The 19544-nt window shown below is 72.7% G+C and carries 14 protein-coding genes and 1 pseudogene; 8 read left to right on the top strand and 7 right to left on the bottom strand.

All coding sequences use genetic code 11. From position 1 onward, the window contains the following. Window positions 1–479, top strand: a 479-nt coding sequence (locus VNL12_RS20155) for a VOC family protein (RefSeq protein WP_325597081.1), incomplete at its 5' end; no start/stop codon positions are given. A 15-nt stretch (window positions 480–494) separates the two neighbouring features. On the opposite strand, the gene VNL12_RS20150 is transcribed toward VNL12_RS20155, so the two are convergent. Together VNL12_RS20150 and VNL12_RS20145 are read right to left on the bottom strand one after the other, a co-directional pair. Next, window positions 495–1403 carry an alpha/beta fold hydrolase gene (locus VNL12_RS20150; RefSeq protein ID WP_325597079.1) on the bottom strand — a complete coding sequence of 303 codons (909 nt, stop codon included), beginning with the start codon at window positions 1401–1403 and terminating at the stop codon, window positions 495–497. A gap of 28 nt (window positions 1404–1431) precedes the next feature. Next, window positions 1432–2124, bottom strand: a complete 693-nt coding sequence (locus VNL12_RS20145) for a metal-dependent hydrolase (RefSeq protein ID WP_325597077.1) — start codon at window positions 2122–2124, stop codon at window positions 1432–1434. Between the two features lie 303 nt (window positions 2125–2427). Here VNL12_RS20145 and VNL12_RS20140 point away from each other — a divergent pair, with 303 nt between their 5' ends. Then, entirely contained in the window at window positions 2428–3078 is a 651-nt protein-coding gene (locus VNL12_RS20140; protein ID WP_325597075.1) for an alpha/beta hydrolase, read from the top strand. Window positions 3079–3214: 136 nt separating this feature from the next. Next, window positions 3215–4579: a hypothetical protein gene (locus VNL12_RS20135; RefSeq protein WP_325597073.1), complete on the top strand. Its 1365-nt coding sequence runs from the start codon at window positions 3215–3217 to the stop codon at window positions 4577–4579. Between the two features lie 48 nt (window positions 4580–4627). Here VNL12_RS20135 and VNL12_RS20130 read toward each other — a convergent pair whose 3' ends face one another. Then, window positions 4628–5563, bottom strand: coding sequence for a GGDEF domain-containing protein (locus VNL12_RS20130; protein WP_325597071.1), 936 nt, complete (start codon window positions 5561–5563; stop codon window positions 4628–4630). Window positions 5564–5705: 142 nt separating this feature from the next. On the opposite strand from VNL12_RS20130, the gene VNL12_RS20125 reads away from it, so the two are divergent. After that, window positions 5706–7097, top strand: coding sequence for a M23 family metallopeptidase (locus VNL12_RS20125; protein WP_325597069.1), 1392 nt, complete (start codon window positions 5706–5708; stop codon window positions 7095–7097). Window positions 7098–7110: 13 nt separating this feature from the next. Here the strand turns inward: VNL12_RS20125 and VNL12_RS20120 are convergent, their stop codons facing one another. From VNL12_RS20120 to VNL12_RS20110, 3 genes are read right to left on the bottom strand one after another with little or no spacing between them, the layout of a single operon-like run. After that, window positions 7111–7701 carry a J domain-containing protein gene (locus tag VNL12_RS20120; RefSeq protein WP_325597067.1) on the bottom strand — a complete coding sequence of 197 codons (591 nt, stop codon included), beginning with the start codon at window positions 7699–7701 and terminating at the stop codon, window positions 7111–7113. 2 nt (window positions 7702–7703) lie between these two features. Further along, window positions 7704–9002, bottom strand: coding sequence for a M18 family aminopeptidase (locus VNL12_RS20115; protein ID WP_325597065.1), 1299 nt, complete (start codon window positions 9000–9002; stop codon window positions 7704–7706). Continuing rightward, on the bottom strand, window positions 8999–9847 hold the full coding sequence (locus VNL12_RS20110) for an NTP transferase domain-containing protein (protein ID WP_325597063.1): 849 nt from the start codon (window positions 9845–9847) through the stop codon (window positions 8999–9001). The genes VNL12_RS20115 and VNL12_RS20110 overlap by 4 nt, the downstream gene beginning before the upstream one ends. Window positions 9848–10017: 170 nt before the next feature. On the opposite strand from VNL12_RS20110, the gene gltB reads away from it, so the two are divergent. Both gltB and VNL12_RS20100 read left to right on the top strand, forming a co-directional pair. Continuing rightward, on the top strand, window positions 10018–14676 hold the full coding sequence (gene gltB, locus VNL12_RS20105; RefSeq protein ID WP_325597062.1) for a glutamate synthase large subunit: 4659 nt from the start codon (window positions 10018–10020) through the stop codon (window positions 14674–14676). 8 nt (window positions 14677–14684) lie between these two features. Next, the gene (locus tag VNL12_RS20100; RefSeq protein ID WP_325597060.1) at window positions 14685–16136 is read left to right on the top strand and encodes a glutamate synthase subunit beta; all 1452 of its coding nucleotides are present in this window, start codon (window positions 14685–14687) and stop codon (window positions 16134–16136) included. Window positions 16137–16171: 35 nt separating this feature from the next. On the opposite strand, the gene VNL12_RS20095 is transcribed toward VNL12_RS20100, so the two are convergent. Beyond that, window positions 16172–16810, bottom strand: coding sequence for an RDD family protein (locus VNL12_RS20095; RefSeq protein WP_325597058.1), 639 nt, complete (start codon window positions 16808–16810; stop codon window positions 16172–16174). 341 nt (window positions 16811–17151) lie between these two features. Between VNL12_RS20095 and VNL12_RS20090 the strand changes: the two genes are divergently transcribed. Together VNL12_RS20090 and VNL12_RS20085 are read left to right on the top strand one after the other, a co-directional pair. Beyond that, on the top strand, window positions 17152–18591 hold the full coding sequence (locus VNL12_RS20090; RefSeq protein WP_325597056.1) for an aryl-sulfate sulfotransferase: 1440 nt from the start codon (window positions 17152–17154) through the stop codon (window positions 18589–18591). A 435-nt stretch (window positions 18592–19026) separates the two neighbouring features. Beyond that, window positions 19027–19544, top strand: a pseudogene (locus VNL12_RS20085) (hypothetical protein); the annotation flags it as partial.

Below are 19544 nucleotides of genomic sequence, written 5' to 3'. Positions count from 1 at the left end.
GCCAGAATCGATCGACGACGAGAACCGTGAGGTGCGACGTGACCGACGAGCCCGGACCCGTGTTGGATCAGGTCAACCTGGTCGTGAAGGACATGGAGGCGATGGCCGCCTTCTACGCCCGGCTCGGCCTGGAGATGCAGGGTGGCTCGCCGGAGTGGGACCCTCACCACCGCAGCGCCCGGGCGGAAGGCGGGCTCGACCTCGACCTCGACAGCCGAGAGTTCGCGGCGGTCTGGAACAGGGGCTGGCCGGCGGCGGACAGCGGAGCGGTCCTCGGCTTCCGCCTGCCGACGCGAGGGGCGGTCGACGAGTTGTACGGGCAGCTCACGGGCGACGGCTATGCGGGCCAGCAACCTCCCTACGACGCGTTCTGGGGCGCGCGGTACGCCGTGGTGCAGGACCCCGACGGCAACGCCGTGGGGCTGATGAGCCCGTCGGACCCCGAACACAGGTCGATCGGCCCCGCCCCGCCCACCTGATCCACCCTTGTGCGGTCAGGGGCGGGACGAGACAGTGGCGATGTGGTCGTCGATCCACTGGGCGACGCGCAACGGGTCGCGACGGATGACCCAGTGGCCCCCGGGGACGGGGCGGACCCACCCGTCGACGGACAGGTCGTCGAGGCCGGCGAGCAGGGCGGTGGTCACGTAGGCGTCGTCGATGAGAGCGAGGATCTGCACCGGCACCGGCGTGCGCTCGAGCGGGCCGGCACCGACGTCGCCTCCGTTGGCCCGGTAGAGGTGCAGGCCGTTGACCGCGTCGCGGGCGAGGCCGGGGCCGGGCCACGCCGGCGAGGTCTCCACGCCCTCCTTCCGGCGCAGCATGTGCGGCCAGGCCGGGGCCAGGACGAGACGCCACACCAGCGGCGCCACGACCGGCACCCGGAAGCAGGCGATGTACCACGAGCGGGCCGCCTGACGCAGGAGCGGCCCGAGCTGGGACCGGCGCCACCCGGTGTGGGCCCGCACCCAGCGCTCGACGTGGTCGAGGGCGGGGCCCGAGATCGACGTGAACGAGGCGATGCGGGCGGCGACCTCGGGGCTGCGCACCGCGACCCAGGACTGGACCGATCCCCAGTCGTGGCCCACAAGATGCACCGGGGCGTCGGGCGAGGTGGCGTCGATCACCGCGGCCAGGTCGGCCACGAGGTGGGCCGCGCCGTACCCGGCGGTCGACCGGGGAGCGCTCGACGCGCCGGCTCCTCGCACGTCGTAGGCGACAACGTGGCGACCAGGCTCGGTGGCGAGGAGGGCGGCGACGAGCGGGTCCCAGACGGTGGAGGAGTCCGGGTACCCGTGGACCAGCACGGTCGTGGGCCCGGCCCGGTCGCCCCACTCCCGCACGGCCAGGTCGACGCCGTCGCCCCGCACGGAGCGACGGCGGGGGAGGGGCGGTGCGGCCATGGCGCCCACCCTGCCACCGCCCGGAGGATCAGCGGGCCACGACATCCATCGACCACTCCGGCATGGTGTGGGTGACCGGGTCGTAGGACTGGAGCCACACCGGCAGCCAGTACGGGTCCGCCATGTCCGAGGGGTGGTGGCCCCGCACCAGCGCGCCGGCGAGGGCCGGCAGCAGCTCGAACAGGAACCCGAAGGACCAGCACAGCATCCGCCCGTGGGCCGACGGCCTCCACAGTCGGCTCGAGGCGGCCAGGCCCGCCACGGTGCCGAGCACCGTGAACCAGGCCATCACGACCATGGCCGCCGCCATGCCGGCGGCCAAGGCCACCCGCCGCCCGCCCGTGGCCCGCAGCACGTCGAAGGCCACCGCCTTGTGCTCGACCTCCTCGGCCAGGTGCCAGAGGAACAACGTGGTGGGCACCGGCTCGGCCCCACGGAACAGAGTCGATGAGCGTCGGTCGACCCAGCGGGCGGCCATGAAGGCGAGCATCTCGAACCCCGCTGCGTAGGCCAGGCCGAAGCGGGTCGAACGCCGGTCGAGCCACGCGAAGGTGCGACGGGCCCACCCGTCGATCCGTCCGAGCGATGGGCGCCGAGCGACGAGGATGCGGTTGAAGCGCTGGTGGGCGCCGTGGTGGGCCGCCTCCTGGGCCGCCCAGGCCTCGGCCTCGGCCCGCAACGGGGCGGGCAGGTCATCCAGCACGGCGCGCACGGAGCGCACGACGTAGGCTCGGCGTGGGGCATCAGCAGCGACACCGCGTTGGCCACGGACGCCAGCTCCGGCTGCCCGGGCGTCCAGTCCGGTACGAGGTCCTCGGGCCACTCGAACCGCAACCGGCGCACGCTCGGAGCGGTGGCCGACACGAACGGCTCGAGGCGCGCCGGATCGGCGACGGGCAGGTCGACCACCATTCACCGTCGGCCGAGGGGCACCGACCCTGAGGGCCTCGGCCGGAGGGTTCGACTCCGGGGTGCGCCGCCCGGCTCCGGTGGACGAGGATCACCCGGTGGTGGCGAAGCTGACGTGAACGACCGGCGGCGAGAGCGACGTCCCTCCCTGGCCGATGGTGCCGGCGAGTGGGCGGCGGTGGGGCAGGTGCCGCGCCTGGTGGCGCAGGCCCCGTGGCTGCTGCGGGAGCGGCGAGGACGGGGTGAGCCCGTGGTCGTCCTCCCGGGGCGGGGGGTCGGCGACGCCAGCACGGTGGCCCTGCGCGGCTTTCTCACCGCTCTCGGCTATCGGTGCGGAGGCTGGGGGCTCGGCGTCAACGACGGCAACGTCGGGGCGGCCGTGGACCGTTTCACCACGGTGCTCGAGATGATCGTCGAGCGCCACGGCGCGCCCGTGGCGCTGGTGGGCCAGAGCATGGGGGGCACCGTTGCCCGGGAGGTCGCCCGTGCCCGGCCCGACCTCGTCGCCCAGGTGATCACCCTCGGCGGCCCGATCTTCTCGCCGCTGTCGAACCGGCCGCTCCGCGTCCCGATGACCGTGGTGTACAGCCGAGCAGACCGGATCGTGCCCTACCCGCGCTCGCTCGACCGGGCCCCGGGAAGCACCAACGTCGAGGTGACGAGCCCCCACATGGGCATGGGCATCGACCCCGACGTGTGGCGCGTCGTCGCCCGGCAGCTGCGGACCGGCGCGGAGCCGGGTGAGCCAGACGGAGCGAGAGGCTGAGGGGGGCGGGGACCGATCCGTTGCTGGTGCCGATGGACCGACCACCACGGGGGGTGATGGCGCGGCCACGGGCCATGACGTGGTCCGGACGAGGGCCGGAACCTCGGTACGATCAGGGCACTCGTCCGGGAGGGACATGGCGACAGAGGGCACCCACACCGAGGGCTTCGTCGAACAGCGGCCGGCGCCGGGCGTCTTGCTCCGCCACCGTGGCGCGGAGGTGGAGGTCCACCCGGCGGGTCGCGATGCACCTCGCGTCGAGATCCGCCGGGGCGCGGCCTGGCTGCGGGCCACCGACGAAGGTCCCGGTGTCTGGTTCACCCACGGCGCGACCACCCTGCAGATCCGCAGCGGTGCCGCGGTCGTGGAGGTGCTCGACTTCGAGGCGCTGGTGGTGGTCGTCGCTGGTCGCGCTGCGGTCAAGGGCACCGCCGCGCTGCCCCGCAGCGTCATCGCCGGCCAGGCCGTCACCCTCACCCTCGACGGCACCTTCACCGCGCCCGAGACCCTGGCCGCCGGCGAGCTGGCTGCCGACCGCATGGTCGTCGAGAACCTCGCCCTCGACTCCATGGGATCGGCCACGCCGACGGTGCCCGCACCGGTCGATCCGGACCACGACCCGGAAGACGAGCCGCCCGAGACGGCCCCCGAGCTCGCGGCCGAGGCGCCCCCGACCCCCGCCGTCCCCGTGGACGGACCCGCCCCCGCCCCGCCGGCGGTGCCGGCCCCCGAGCGCACGGCCTGGCCGGCCTCGTCGCCGTCGCACTCGACCGAGAACGGGCCGAGCGCCCTCGACGCCGCCCGGGCCGGCGTCGGGGCGGTCGATCAGGGCGGGGAGGAGGGTCCCGACGCCCGGGCCGGAGGTGACGCCCCGACCGTCGACGCCCCCGCCGACGGGGCCGGTGACGACGAGCCCCGCCCGCCGGCAACGACCGGGACGGCGCCGACGGCGACGGGCCCGGACGAGCGGTCGCGACGCCGTGTGCTCCTCGCTCTGTTCGTCGCGCTGCTGGTGGCGCTGGCCATCGTGGCCGCCATCGCCCTCGGCGGCGAGGACGACCCCGGGACCACCGCCGCCCGCCCCGGGACCACCGCCGCCCGCCCCGGGACGACCGTGGCCGGCCCTGCCGGGGCGTTGAGCGAGCCCGAGGTGCCGGTCGAGCCGGAGACCGACGACGACGAGCCGAGCGGGCCCGTCACCAGGCCTCCGCCCGACACCGTTGCCGCCCTCGAGACCTGCGCGGCAGCGGCCGATGGCTACCGGGCGCAGGGGACGGTGCAGGGCGGCGGCCAGCTGACGTCGCGCTACGAGGTCACCGTCGGACTCGTCGACCCCGACGGCGAGGTGTACGCCGATGAGGTCGGACGGGTCGTGCCCCAGCCCGACCGGTCCAGCCCCAGCCAGTGGATGCTCACGGTTCCGGTCACCGAGGCCGAGGCGCGCCCGGGAACGGAGTGCCAGCTGATCGACGCCGTGGCCCTCCGCATCGAACCCCGCTGATCCACGCCGGTCCACGGACCCGGTACCGGTGCGGGGCTGCCGCGCGTGTCAGTCCTCGTCGAGGGCGACGATCACCGGGCCGGCCTGCTCGCGCTTGGCCCGATACATGGCCCGGTCGGCCCGGTCGATCAGCGCGTCGACCCGCTCGCCGCCGTCGGCCACGACCGCCCCGATGCTGATGCCGAGGGTGCAGGTCGACCCGTCGGGCAGCTCGAAGGGTGCCTCGACGGTCCGGGCGATGCGCTCGATCACCCGGTCGGTGGCCGATCGGGTGCCCAGCTCGACCACCAGCACGAACTCGTCGCCCCCCCAGCGACCACAGGTGTCGCCCTCGCGCACGGTGTGGGAGAGCCGGCCGGCCATCTCCACCAGCACGGCGTCTCCCGCTTCGTGGCCGTGCTCGTCGTTGACGGCCTTGAACCCGTCGAGGTCTGTGAACACGATGAGTGGTCGCAGATCGAGGCGTTGGGCGCGGATCAGGGCCATCCTCATGCGGTCCATCAGCAGGCCCCGGTTGGGCAAGCCGGTGAGGTCGTCGTGGAAGGCCAGCTCGGCCAGCACCTCGTTGACCCCGTGGTGGACGGTGGTCTCGGTGCGGGTGATGACGACCCCGCCGGTGGGCAGGCGCTCCGCGGCCACGAGGAACCAGCGCGCCTCGGTCGGGTCGAGCGGCGCCAGCAGCTCGTACTGCACCTCGAAGCTGGAGCCCCGGCCGTCGAGGAGGCGGGTCACGCCGTCGGCGATGTGGTCGGCGACCGCGCTGGTGGGACGGTGCGGAGAGCGGAGGTGAGCGATCAGATTTGCGCCGACCGGGGCGACGACAGGGTCGTCATCACCCCCGGCGCGGTCCCAGCGCGGGTTGGTGGCCGTCACGGTTCCTCGCTCATCCGCGAGGGCCACGCCGTGGGGGAGCAGGTCGAAGATGGCGTCGCGGGGGCGGAGGTGCTCGGCGACGGGGAGGCTCCGGTGAGCAGCGGGAGACACGGCACCAGCTTGGTCGGGGGATGATCTGGGCGCCACGCTACCCACCACTCCCTGTGGTGAACCGCATACGCTCGCTCTTGTCCCGCGACAGCCCGGGTCCACGGTGGTCCTATGCTGACGGCGCGGGGAGGCCGCCACGTCGATGATCACAACGGTCCAACCAGGCGAGAGGGTTCGGCGCCGGCCGCGGCTCGCTGTCGCCGCGCTGGCGCTGGGTCTGGTCGTCTCGCTGATCGGGGGCCGACCGCTCCCGGCCCAGGACGAGGGGAGCGACCCGGGCGGTTCGCCGGAGTCGGTCGACGCCCTCCGCGACACCTACGAGGAGCTGGCGGGCGACGAGGCCGAGCTGCTCGTCCAGTACGACCTGGCCGGGATCCGCCTCGTCGAGCTGCTGCCCCGTGTGCAGGCGGCCGAGGAGGCGGTGGCGCGAGCCGACCGGGCCGTGGCCGATGCCCAGGCCGACCTGAGCGAGCGGCGGAACGACGAGGCCGAGGCCACCGACACCCTGGCCGCGGCCCGGACCGAGGAGGAGGACGCCGAGGAACGGCTGCGGACCTATGCGGTCGAGACCTACATGGACGAGGGCGACGCCGCCGCCATGGGATCGATCTTCGAGGTGCTCGAGGGAGATGACGGGTCGCTGGCGCGCCGGGGCTACCGGCGCACGGTCGGCGATCAGCAGCGCGACCTGATCGATGACCTGGTCGAGGCCCGTCGGGAGAGCGACACCGCGCTGCGCCGGGCGCGGACGACAGCGCGCGCTGCAGTCGAGCAGCGCACTCGCGTCGGTCAGCTGCGCACCATGGCCGCCGACGCGCTCACCGAGTCGATCCGACTGGCGGACGAAGCGGTCGCCGAGCGTGAGCGACAGGAGCTCCTCCTGCTCGAGGTCCGCTCGCAGAAGGTCGCCATCGAGGCCCGCATCACCAGCCTTCAGAGGGCCGCGGACGAGGTGGCCGCGCTGCTCGCCGCCGCCCAACGCGTCGAGGCGGACTTCGCTCCCGGTGCGGTCGACGACCCGGGTGCGGTCGACGACCCGGATGCGGTCGACGTCCGCATCCCGCTGGAGGGCGGGGTGATCAGCTCCGAGTTCGGCATGCGGGCCCACCCCATCCTCGACGTCACCCGGCTCCACCCCGGGGTCGACATCGGTGCCCCACAGGGCGCGCCGGTGCTGGCCGCGGCCGACGGCATCGTGGTGTCGGCTGAGACCCGGGGCGGCTACGGGCTCACCGTGCTCCTGGCCCACGGCGGCTCGTTGAGCACGGTGTACGCCCACAACTCCGCTCTCTCGGTGCAGGCCGGCGACCTCGTCGAGCAGGGCGACCAGATCGCCGAGGCCGGCTCCACCGGGTTGTCGACCGGCCCCCACATCCACTTCGAGACGCGCCTCGGGGGCGTGCCGGTCAACCCGCGCAACTTCCTCCTGCTCGACGCGGACGCAAGCTGGGCCAAGGACGATGACGACCGCGACGGCACGCCCAACGGGCTCGACGAGGCGCCCGACGACCCCGAGGTGCCCGTCCCGCGCTGAGTGATCGGCTCCGTCAGTCGAAGGGGACGGCAGGGGCCTCGGGGGAGCGCACCTGGGCGGCGAGGGCGGCGACGAGCGGGGCGATGGGCGGGGCCGGGTGCCCGTCGAGGCGCTCGATGGTGCAGAACACCTCGACCGCCTCGCTGCGGCCCTGCAGCGACGCGACCAGCGAGCAGGCCCGGGGGTGGTCGTCGTCCCCTTGCTGCACCAGGAGGAGGATCTCGACGAGGCCCGAGGCCCGGTCGAGGTAGGTGACCTCGCCGAGGGCGTGGCCGGCCTCGACCAGGTGGACCATGACCGTCGCCGGGTCGGCGTCGACCACCAGCGCGTCCCCCTCGACCCGGGTGTCCACCGGCACCGCAGTCGACGAGGGGGACGACCCCGCCGACGGGGATCCGCCCCCGGCTCCCTCCGCGTCGGGCACCGCCGCCGGAGCCCGCAGCACGCGGTGGGCCTCGATCAGGCGGGCTGACTCGGCGGTGGCGGTGGCCCCCGCCCGGTCCGGGTGACGACGACGGATGAGGAAGCGGAAGGCGGCGCGCGCCTCATCGGGTCCGGCGTCGCGGGCGACCCCCAGCACGCGGGCGGCCTCGGCGCGCTCCACGGCTACCCCGCGAACCAGGCCGCCAGGGCCGCCGTCATCCGCACCGGGTCCTCGCTCCCGCACAGCTCCCGGGCGGAGTGCATGGCGAGCTGGGCCACCCCGACGTCGACGGTGGGCACGCCCAGCCCGGCCGCGGTGACGGGACCGATGGTCGACCCGCACGGCACCTCGTTGTGTCCCACGAAGTGCTGCACCGGCACCCCGGCCGCCGCGCAGGCGAGCTCGAAGGCCGCCTGGGTCGCGGGCTCGGTGGCGTAGCGCTGGTTGGCGTTGACCTTCACGACCGGGCCGCCGTCGATGGTGACGGGGTGCCCTGGTTCGTGGCGCTCGGGGTAGTTCGGGTGGGTGGCGTGGGCCATGTCGACCGACGCCAGGGCCGAGCCGGCCACGGCGCGGAGGAGGTCGCTCCGCGAGCCTCCCCGCCCGACCACCAGGCGCTCGAGGACCCCGGTCAGAAGCTCTCCGCCGGCGCCGCGGGTCGACGCGCTGCCCACCTCCTCGTGGTCGAAGAGAGCGAGCACCGCGCCCACCGCGCCCGGCTCGGCGGCGGCCTCCAGGGCGACCAGTCCCGCCCAGCAGGAGACGAGGTCGTCGAGGCGGCCGCTGCTCACCAGCGCGCCACCCACCCCGACGACCGCAGCGGAGGAGAGGTCGTGCACCATGAGGTCCCAGCCACCGATCGCGTCGGGCGCCACGTCGAGGCGCTCGGCGAGGTGACGGCGGAAGCCGCCGACGTCGGGAACCCCGACGCCCCAGATCGGGGTGAGGTGGCGCTGGCGGTCGAGCTTGAGGCCCTGGCTGGAGAGCTCCCGGTCGAGGTGGATGGCCAGCTGGGCCACACGCAGCCAGGGCTCGTCGATGCGCACCAGCCGGGTCTGCACGCCGGTCGCGCCGGCCACCGCGACCCGACCGGCGAGGCCCAGGTCGCGGTCGAGCCACGAGTTGACCAGGGCGCCGCCGTACACCTCGACGCCGAGCTGGCGCCACCCGCAGGTTCCGGTGTCAGGCCGCGGTTTGACGCGCAGCCCGGGGCTGTCGGTGTGGGCCCCGACGAGGCGCAGGCGGGGCGCGGCGGGCCCGCCCGCCGGGAGGGCCCAGGCGATCAGGGCACCGTCGGCGAGCAGGTGGCCGACGGGAGGCGGGTCGGCCCAGCTTGCATCGAGCGCAACGGCGACCGAGCCCGCCTCCGCCCGTCGTCGGGCCGCTTCGGCGGCGGCGTGGTACGGCGTCGGCGAGGCGTCGAGGTAGCCCAGCAGATCGTCGATGGCGGGCGGGTCGGGCGTGGCGGTCGACGGGCTCATCGCACCGGGACCGGGGCGACGAGGGCCATGGCGGCGCGGGCGGGCGTCAGGTCGTCGGGATGGGTCACGCCCACCCAGGTGGTCCCGGCCGGCAGGGCCTCGACCGTCAGCTGCCCCGCCCTGACGAGGGCGTCGATGGCGGTGGGCAGCGGCAGCTCGGCGTCGGGGTCGCCGGCGTGGTCGCGACGGAAGGTGTCGCTGAGGGCTGACAGGTCGGGGCCGGTCGAGGGGTGCAGTCCCCAGAGGTTCATCGACACGGGCGCGTCGGCCTCGATCGGGCCCGCCCCCGAGGCAATGGCCCCGCCGGCGCGGGCGACACCGTGGTGCTCGACCATGCCGACGAGGGTGCAGCCGTCCTCCGCCAGGGCGCACACCGCCCGGGTGACCTCACCGTGCGGTGGCGTGGTCGCCTCGACCGGCCAGGTGACGAGCGCGGCCCGGCCGGGCGCGCAGCGGGGGGAGCGCAGCCAGTCGAGGAGGGCGGCGAGGCCATCGGCACCGTAGTAGTCGTCCGCGTTCACCACCGCGAAGGGTCCGGGACAGGCCGCGGCGGCGAGGGCGACGGCCTCCGCCGCGCCCCACGGCCGGGAGCGCCCCGGGCCCGGGCCCGGCTGTTCGACCACGCTCACGGGCAGGGCGCTGCGCCGCTCGACGCTCGCAACGACCTCGTTGCGGATCTCGGAGCGCACCACGAGCACGACCCGGTCGGCGCCCGCCTGAGCAGCGTCCCGGATGGTGTGGTCGATCAGCGACTCGTCCCCCGGGCCGACCGCCGCGACCTGCTTCAAGGACCCGAACCGGCGGCCCATCCCGGCGGCCAGGGCGACGAGGGTGAACTCTGCCATGGCCCGACGGTACCTGCCACCCGTGTGCCGTCCCGCTGACGGGAACGGGGGTTCGTCGCCCGCGACATCGCGTTGGAGGGGTCCGGCGGTGGACCGGTAGAGTCATCGCACCCCACGGGCCAGCGACGTCCCGGCACCCCGACCACCCCATCACACGATGGAAGGGACGCATGCGCACAGCTCCGGGCCCCCAGGGCCTCTACGACCCCGCCCACGAACACGATGCCTGTGGCGTCGCCTTCGTCGTCGACATGTACGGCCGCGCCAGCCGCGACATCGTCGACAAAGGCCTGCTGTCGCTGTGCCACCTCGACCACCGTGGCGCCTCGGGAGCCGAGATCAACACCGGCGACGGAGCCGGGATCCTCCTCCAGGTGCCCGACCGCTTCCTCCGCGAGGTCGTGGCCTTCGACCTCCCCCCGGCCGGGTCCTACGCCACGGGTATCGCCTTCCTGCCCCAGGGCACCGACGCAGCCTCGGCCGCCGCCGAGGCCATCGAGAAGGTCGTCACCAGCGAGGGCCTGGCCGTGCTGGGCTGGCGCGACGTGCCGGTCGAGGCCTCGATGCTCGGCACCATGGCGCGTGACGTCATGCCCACGTTCCGCCAGCTGTTCATCGCCGGCGCGGAGGGTGACACCTCGGGCCTCGACCTCGAACGGCGCGCCTACATCGTCCGCAAGCGCATCGAGCACGAGGTCGGCACGCCCGACGGCCCGATGGCGGCCCACGACGGCGACCAGGTGGTGGACGAGGTCGGAGACGTCGACCCCTCCAGGGCGGTGGGTGCGGTCGGAGGACGGGTCTACTTCCCGAGCCTCTCGTGCCGCACGCTCTGCTACAAGGGGATGCTCACCACCGAGCAGCTCGACCAGCTCTTCGTCGACCTGCAGGACCCGCGCATCGAGAGCGCCATCGCCCTGGTGCACTCCCGGTTCAGCACCAACACGTTCCCGGCCTGGCCCCTCGCCCACCCGTACCGCTACATCGCCCACAACGGCGAGATCAACACCGTCAAGGGCAACCGCAACTGGATGCGGGCCCGAGAGGCGCTGTTGGCCAGCGACGCCTTCGACGGCACCGACGGCACCTCCAGCCTGGATCGGGCCTTCCCCATCTGCACTCCCGACGCCAGCGACTCGGCCAGCTTCGACGAGGTTCTCGAGCTGCTGCACCTCGCCGGGCGCCCGCTGCACCACGCGGTGCTGATGATGATCCCCGAGGCGTGGGAGAACAACCCCTCGATGGACCCGGCCAAGAGGGCCTTCTACCAGTTCCACGCCTCGATGATGGAGCCGTGGGACGGGCCCGCCTCGGTGGCCTTCACCGACGGCTCGGTCATCGGCGCCGTGCTCGACCGCAATGGGCTCCGGCCGTCGCGCTACTGGGTCACCACCGACGGCCTCGTGGTCATGGCCTCCGAGGTCGGAGTGCTCGACATCGACCCCGCGACGATCGTGTCGCGAGGCCGGCTCCAGCCCGGGCGCATGTTCCTCGTCGACACCGAGCAGGGCCGCATCGTCGGCGACGAGGAGATCAAGTCCACCCTCGCCGGCGAGCACCCCTACGAGGAGTGGCTCCACGCCGGGCTGGTACCGCTCGACCAGCTGCCCGACCGACCGCACATCCGGTATCCCCACGCGGACGTGGTCCGGCGCCAGGTCACCTTCGGCTACACCAACGAGGACCTCAGGATCCTCATGGCCCCGATGGCCCGGACCGGCGGCGAGGCCCTCGGCTCGATGGGCACCGACACGCCCGTGGCCGTGCTCTCGGATCGTCCCCGTCTCCTCTTCGACTACTTCAGCCAGCTCTTCGCCCAGGTCACCAACCCGCCCCTCGACGCCATCCGCGAGGAGCTGGTGACCAGCCTCCTCGGCACCCTCGGGCCCGAGGCCAACCTCCTCGACCCGACCGCGGCGTCGTGTCGCCAGATCCTCCTGCGCCACCCCATCGTCGACAACGACGAGCTGGCCAAGCTGATCCACATCAACGACGGCGGCGACATGGGTGGCATGCGCTCGGTCGTCGTGGGCGGCCTGTACCCGGTGGCCGAGGGCGGCCCGGGCCTCCGCGACGCCCTGGAGCGGGTGCGCACCGAGGTGTCGGCCGCCATCGCCGATGGCGCCCGCGTCATCGTGCTCTCGGACCGTGGCGTCACCCGTGACCGGGCGCCCATCCCGTCGCTGCTGCTCACCAGTGCCGTGCACCACCACCTGGTGCGGGAGAAGACCCGCACGCAGGTCGGTCTGGTGGTCGAGGCCGGCGACGCCCGCGAGGTGCACCACATGTGCCTGCTGCTGGGCTACGGCGCGTCGGCGATCAACCCGTACATGGCGTTCGAGACCCTCGAGGACATGTGCGCCCGGGGCGCCCTCGACGGCGTCGGACTCGACGACGCAGTGGCCAACTACATCAAGGCCTGTGGCAAGGGTGTGCTGAAGGTCATGTCCAAGATGGGGATCTCGACCGTCGCGTCCTACACCGGGGCCCAGGTGTTCGAGGCCCTCGGCCTCGGCCAGGACCTCGTCGACGAGTACTTCACCCTCACCCCGAGCCGTCTCGGCGGCATCGACATCGACATCGTCGCCCGGGAGGTCGCCGCCCGCCATCGGGTCGCCCACGCCGATCGCCCCGCCGAGCGGGCCCACCGCGAGCTCGAGGCCGGCGGGGAGTACCAGTGGCGCCGCGAGGGCGAGCACCACCTCTTCAACCCCCAGACCGTGTTCAAGCTGCAGCACGCCTCGCGATCGAAGCGCTACGACATCTTCAAGGAGTACACGCAGATGGTCGACGACCAGGCCCGACGCCTGTCGACCCTCCGCGGCCTCTTCGAGATCGAGACCGAGGGCCGCACGCCGGTGCCGATCGACGAGGTCGAGCCCGCCTCGGCCATCATCGCCCGCTTCTCGACCGGGGCCATGTCCTACGGCTCGATCTCCGCCGAGGCCCACGAGACCCTCGCCATCGCCATGAACCGGATGGGCGGCAAGTCCAACACCGGCGAGGGCGGCGAGGACGCCGAGCGCTTCGCGCCGATGGCCAACGGCGACTCGAAGCGCTCGGCCATCAAGCAGGTGGCCTCGGGCCGCTTCGGGGTGACCTCGGAGTACCTCACCAACGCGAGCGACATCCAGATCAAGATGGCCCAGGGGGCCAAGCCCGGCGAGGGCGGCCAGCTGCCGGGCAGCAAGGTCTACCCCTGGATCGCCAAGACCCGCTTCTCGACGCCGGGCGTCGGTCTCATCAGCCCACCCCCGCACCACGACATCTACTCCATCGAGGACCTCGCCCAGCTCATCCACGACCTGAAGAACGCCAACCCCTCGGCGCGGATCCACGTGAAGCTCGTCTCGGAGGTCGGCGTGGGCACCGTCGCTGCCGGGGTCTCCAAGGCCCACGCCGATGTGGTGCTCATCTCCGGACACGACGGCGGCACCGGCGCCAGCCCGCTGACCTCGCTCAAGCACGCCGGCGGCCCCTGGGAGCTGGGGTTGGCCGAGACCCAGCAGACCTTGTTGCTCAACGGCCTGCGCGACCGCATCGTCGTACAGGTCGACGGCCAGATGAAGACAGGCCGCGACGTCATCATCGGGGCCCTGCTGGGCGCCGAGGAGTTCGGCTTCGCCACCGCCCCGCTCGTGGTCTCGGGCTGCATCATGATGCGCGTCTGTCACCTCGACACCTGCCCGGTCGGCATCGCCACCCAGAACCCGAAGCTCCGCGAGCGCTACACGGGCCAGCCCGAGTTCGTGGAGACGTTCTTCACCTACATCGCGGAGGAGGTGCGCGAGCTGTTGGCCCAGCTCGGCTTCCGCACCGTCGCCGAGGCCATCGGCCAGGTCGGGCTGTTGAACACCCGCGCCGCGATCGACCACTGGAAGGCCTCCGGCCTCGACCTGGGCCCCATCCTTCTGACGCCGCGGTCCGGCTTCGCCGACCAGGACCTCCACTGCACCCAGCCCCAGGACCACGGCCTCGACCGGGCCCTCGACGTCGAGCTGATCGAGGCGTGCGCCGATGCCCTGGCCGAGGGCATCCCGGTGCGGATCGAGCGGACCATCCGCAACGTGAACCGCACCGTCGGCACCATGCTGGGCCATGAGGTCACCCAGGCCTACGGGCCCGAAGGCCTGCCGGACGACACCATCGACATCACCTTCACCGGCTCGGCCGGGCAGAGCTTCGGTGCGTTCCTGCCCCGCGGCATCACCCTGCGTCTGCTCGGTGACGCCAACGACTACGTCGGCAAGGGCCTCTCGGGCGGGCGCCTCGTCGTGCGGCCCCCAGTCGTGACCCACGGCGGGTTCGTGGCCGAGGACAACGTGATCGCCGGCAATGTCATCCTCTACGGCGCCACGGCGGGGGAGGCGTTCGTCCGGGGCCTGGTCGGCGAGCGCTTCGGGGTGCGCAACTCCGGGGCCACCGCCGTGGTCGAGGGCGTGGGCGACCACGCCTGTGAGTACATGACCGGCGGCCGCGTCGTGGTGCTGGGCCCGACGGGGCGGAACTTCGGCGCCGGCATGTCCGGCGGCATCGCGTACGTGTGGGACCCGGATCGGTCCCTCCACGGGCTGGTCAACCGGGACATGGTCGACCTCGAGCCCCTCGACGACCTCGACAAGAACTGGCTCGTCGGCGTGGTGTTCCGCCACCAGGAGGCCACCGGCTCGGAGGTCGCGGGCCGGCTCCTGACCGACTGGCAGTTCAGCGTCGACCAGTTCACCAAGGTCATGCCCCGCGACTACAAGCGGGTGCTGATCGCCATCAAGGGGGCCGAGGAGTCCGGCGCCGACATCGATGAGGCGATCATGGCCGCGGCCCGAGGCTGAGGAGCGACATGGGAGATACGACAGGCTTCATGAAGCACGGTCGCGAGCTGCCGGCCCGCCGGCCGGTCTCGGTGCGCCTGCGGGACTGGAAGGAGGTCTACGAACCCTTCGCCGAGGGCCACCTCGAGGACCAGGCCAGCCGGTGCATGGACTGCGGCATCCCGTTCTGCAACCAGGGCTGCCCCCTCGGGAACCTCATCCCCGACTGGAACGACCTCGTCTACCGGGACCGGTGGCGCGAGGCCATCGACCGGCTGCACGCCACCAACAACTTCCCGGAGTTCACCGGACGGCTGTGCCCCGCCCCCTGCGAGGCGGCGTGCGTGCTCGGCATCAACCAGGACCCGGTGACCATCAAGCAGGTCGAGGTGTCGATCATCGACCGGGCCTGGGACGAGGGGTGGGTCACCCCGGTGAGGGCCACCGTGCAGACGGGGAAGCGGATCGCGGTCATCGGCTCGGGTCCCGCCGGCCTGGCCGCGGGCCAGCAGCTCACGCGCGCCGGTCACGAGGTCACCGTGTTCGAGCGGGCCGACCGCATCGGCGGCCTGCTGCGCTACGGCATCCCCGAGTTCAAGATGGAGAAGCGCCAGCTCGACCGCCGCCTCGAGCAGATGCAGGCCGAGGGCACCGAGTTCCGGGCCAGCGTCGATGTGGGCGTCGATCTCACCGTCGCGCAGCTGCGCGCCGAGTTCGACGCCATCGTGCTCGCCGGGGGCGCGACGCAGTCCCGCGACCTCCCGATCCCCGGCCGCGAGCTGGCCGGCATCCACCAGGCCATGGAGTACCTCCCGCTGTCGAACCAGGTGCAGGAGGGTGACTTGTCGGAGCCGTCGATCTCGGCCCGCGGCCGCAGGGTCGTCATCATCGGCGGCGGCGACACCGGTGCCGACTGCCTCGGCACCGCCCATCGCCAGGGCGCGGCCAGCGTCCACCAGTTCGAGATCATGCCCCGCCCGCCCGACGCCCGGGCCGACTCCACGCCGTGGCCGACGTGGCCGCTGATGATCCGGACCTCCTCCGCCCACGAGGAAGGCGGTGAGCGGGTGTTCTCGGTCAACACCGAGCAGTTCCTGGGCGACGACGAGAGCCGGGTGCGGGCCCTCGCCATCCATGAGGTTGAGTTCGTCGACGGCCGGTTCGAGAAGGTCGAGGGCTCCGCGACCGAGCTCGAGACCGACATGGTGCTCCTCGCCATGGGCTTCACCGGCCCCGACGAGGGCTCGCTGCTGGGCGACCTCGGCGTCGAGCTCGATGCCCGCAGCAACGTCGCCCGCGACGAGACCTGGGCGACCAACGTCGAGGGCGTCTTCGTGGCCGGCGACATGGGGCGGGGGCAGAGCCTGATCGTGTGGGCCATCGCCGAGGGCCGCTCGTGCGCGGCGGCGGTCGACCGCCACCTCATGGGCGACACGCTCCTGCCCTCCCCGGTCGTCCCCACCGACGCCCCCTTCCGCTAGCAGTCACCGCCCCCCCGCCGCCGCTCCCGTCGGGATCAGCCCTTGATGACCACCGACTTGGCGATCTTGTCGCGCAGCGTCTGCTTCTTGGCGTCCCACAGCGGGAACAGGGCGTCGACGATGACGACGGGGAGGAACAGGCAACAGATCGCGTTGGCGAGGAACAGCAGGTTGCGGACGACCCCCTGGCCCCCGCCGATGTTCTGCCCGGACTGCTCGCCGACGAGGCGCAGCCCGGACTGCTTCATCCCGAAGCTCTGCCCACTCTCACCGGCGAGGTAGCCGTTGTAGAGGATCCAAGCCACCGCCAGCAGGTTGAGCACGATGCCGGTCGGGTTGAACAAGGTGTTGGTGTTGCTCGCCGCGATGGCGAGGCCGATCACGAACGACAGCACGTTGGCCACGATGATGGGCCCGACCCAGTCGATGAGGCCCGACATGAGGCGGTCCTGCCACTCGACGAGCGGACCGGGGACTCCGGGTGGAGGACCACCGGGCGGGGGGAACCCGCCACCGGGCGGAGGGCCACCGGGGAGCCCGCCACCGGGGGGCGGACCGCCGGGCGGTGGGCCACCGGGGGGCGGACCGCCGGGAGGGGGGAAACCGCCGCCGGGCGGCGGACCGCCGGGAGGGGGGAACCCTCCGCCCGACGGAGGTGGGGGCAGGTTGGACATGCGTGAACTCCTTGGATCAGCCGGAACAGTAGATGCTCCGCCGCGACCGGTGCGCCACCGCTGTGCAGCTCTGCGGGCTTCGGCGGCGCGCTTGAAGTCCGTGACGGGCCGCCGATGTGGGACACCCCGATCGTGCTCACCGACGCCCGGGACCGCAACGCCACCAAGGCCACGCTCATCGAGCTGGTGCAACACGCCCTCAGCCGGGCCCACGCCTGACACCCGACCCGGGCGCGAACCCCCCGAGACCCGGGTCCGAGGTGCGCCAGGGTGTGCCGGTTGACACAGGGTGGGCGGTCTGCGAGGGTGCGGCGAGCGGGATCGAACCGGGGGGAGGCGCGGTGCACAGGTGGTCGGCGTGTCTGGTCGTGGTCGGCCTGGTGGTCGCGGGGCTGGCCGGGTGCGCACCCGGTCAGGTGGGGATCAGGGCCGACCCCTCGCTGTACCCGACCTTTCAGACGTCGGTCGTCGACTACGTGAACCGGTGCGACCCGTCCCGCCCCACCTCGGTCGACGTCGCGGTGCCGAGCGGTACCACCGTCTCGGTGGACGGGGCGGCACCGCGCGGTGGGTCGTTCACGGCGCGGGTGGCCCAGCAGGTCGGCCGGCGCTTCACCATCGCGGTCACCACCGACGGGACGACCACGACCCATCACGTCCGCTGCCTCCCCACCGACTTCCCGGCCTGGACCGCGGAGCGCAAGGGAACGCCCCAGGCCGCGTTCTACGTGACCTCGCCATGGGACGGCTTCGGTAGCCCCTCGTACCCCGTCATCTACGACACCAACGGTGTGCCGGTGTGGTGGGGGCCGAAGACCACGAGGTTCTTCGCCACCCTTCTGCCGAACGGGAACATGGCATGGAACGTGGGTGACGTCATCGAGGAGCACCGACTCGACGGATCCCTCGTCCGCAGCTACGCCACCGTCGGAGCACCGCTCGACTTCCACGACCTGATCCTGTTGCCCAACGGCAACCACGTGGTCGTCAGCCTCTCAGAGCGGTCCGACGGCGACTTCAGCTCGTGGGGCGGCCCGGCCCGCGCGCCGTTCGTCGACCACGTCATCCAGGAGATCAGCCCGCAGGGCGACGTCGTCTGGTCCTGGACGACCTCCGAGCACATCGCCATCGCCGAGACGCCGGGCAGCTGGCGAGCTCAAGAGCTGCGCGACCCCGGTGGGGGCTTCGGCAGCAACTACGACCCCTTCCACTACAACTCGATCGAGGACACCGGCGACGGCTTCATCGTGTCGTTCCGGCACCTCGATGCCGTCTACAAGATCGACAAGGCGACGAAGGACATCGTGTGGAAGCTCGGGGGGACCCCTCGCAACGAGAGCCTGACGGTCCGAAACGACCCTGCCTTCGAACGGGCCGGTGGGGGAGGCTTCGGTGGGCAACACGACGCCCGGCTGCTGAGTGACGACACGGTGACCCTCTACGACAACGGCACCCTGCGGAACCGTCCGCCGCGGTCCGTCGCCTACCAGCTCGACCTCGACGACAGGACGGCGACACGGGTGGAGGATGTGAGAGACCCCCAGGTCGCGAGCTCAGGATGTTGCGGCAGCACCCGCGTGCTGCCCGACGGCAACTACGTCACGGCATGGGGGATCAACAGCTCCGGAGCTCCGGACATCACCGAGAGCACCGACACCGACGACCCGCGCTTCCGGCTCTGGTTCCCCGACCACAACGTCTACCGCGGTGTGCCGGTGACCTCCAGCGAGCTGAGTCGGGCGGATCTCAGAGCGGGCATGGACGCGCAGCTCGGCCCCTGACCCCACGATCTCGTCGAGGTGAGGGCGCCGGGCCGGGGGCCGCTCTCGGGCTCGGTGACGGTGGCTTCGGCGCTCCCGGGCCCCGAGGAGACCCGCGTGGCGAACGAGCGTCTCTCCAAAGCGAGCGCGCGTGAAGGTGGGTCCTGACGTGAGACGATGGAGGGACATGGACCAGCCGACGCGCGGTCCTTCGCAAGCGTCGGTGGTCCGAGCATCCGCCGGCCAACGGCGAGACCCGCGTGTTGGTCGGCGGCCACCCGGCGGGTCGCCCGGGCGGGGGTTCCTGGCTTCGGGGTATCCACTCAAGCGGACCTGAATGAGCTCGCCCTGAGGCACACTCAACGCGAATGCGCAAGTAGCGGCGCCTTTGACGAGCCTGGAGGGCGTGAGCCGGCCGTCTCGCAAGAGGCGCATGGCCAGGAGTACGCCGGTTGAGTGGATACCCCTGTCCTGGCTTTCGTGTTGGTCGCGGCAGCCGGAGCCGGTCTCTTCTACGGGTCGATGACACCGCGGTACTACCCGGTCGACGAGCGCTACCACACGGCGTACGCCCAGGCGATCCGCAGTGGTGTCCTGCCCAGCATCGACACGACGCTGCCCGACGACGGTGAACACGGCGCCGCGGATCGCCGGCGCATCTACGTGGCGAACCACCCGCCCCTGTTCCCCGCCGTGCAGGCTGCCGTGGCGGTCGGGGCGGGGTGGGTCAACATCGAGGAGGCGGAGCTGACCGTGGGACGGGTGCTCAACGTGCTCTGCACCATGGCCGCCGTCGTCGCCCTCGCCGGCCTCGGCCGAGCCGTGACCGGCTCGCGACGCCTGGGGCTGCTCTCCGCGACCCTGTTCGCGGCGATGCCGGCGCTGTGGTCGCTGGCCAGCTTCGGCTACAGCGACGGGCTGGCGCTGCTGTCGACGGTCCTCGTGGTCTGGGCCGGCGTTCGGGCCTGGTCCCA

It is taken from the genome of Iamia sp. (assembly GCF_035575815.1).
Lineage (GTDB): Bacteria > Actinomycetota > Acidimicrobiia > Acidimicrobiales > Iamiaceae > Iamia.
The sequence above is the reverse complement of the archived record's forward strand: the minus strand, read 5'-3'. Positions and strand labels throughout refer to the sequence as shown.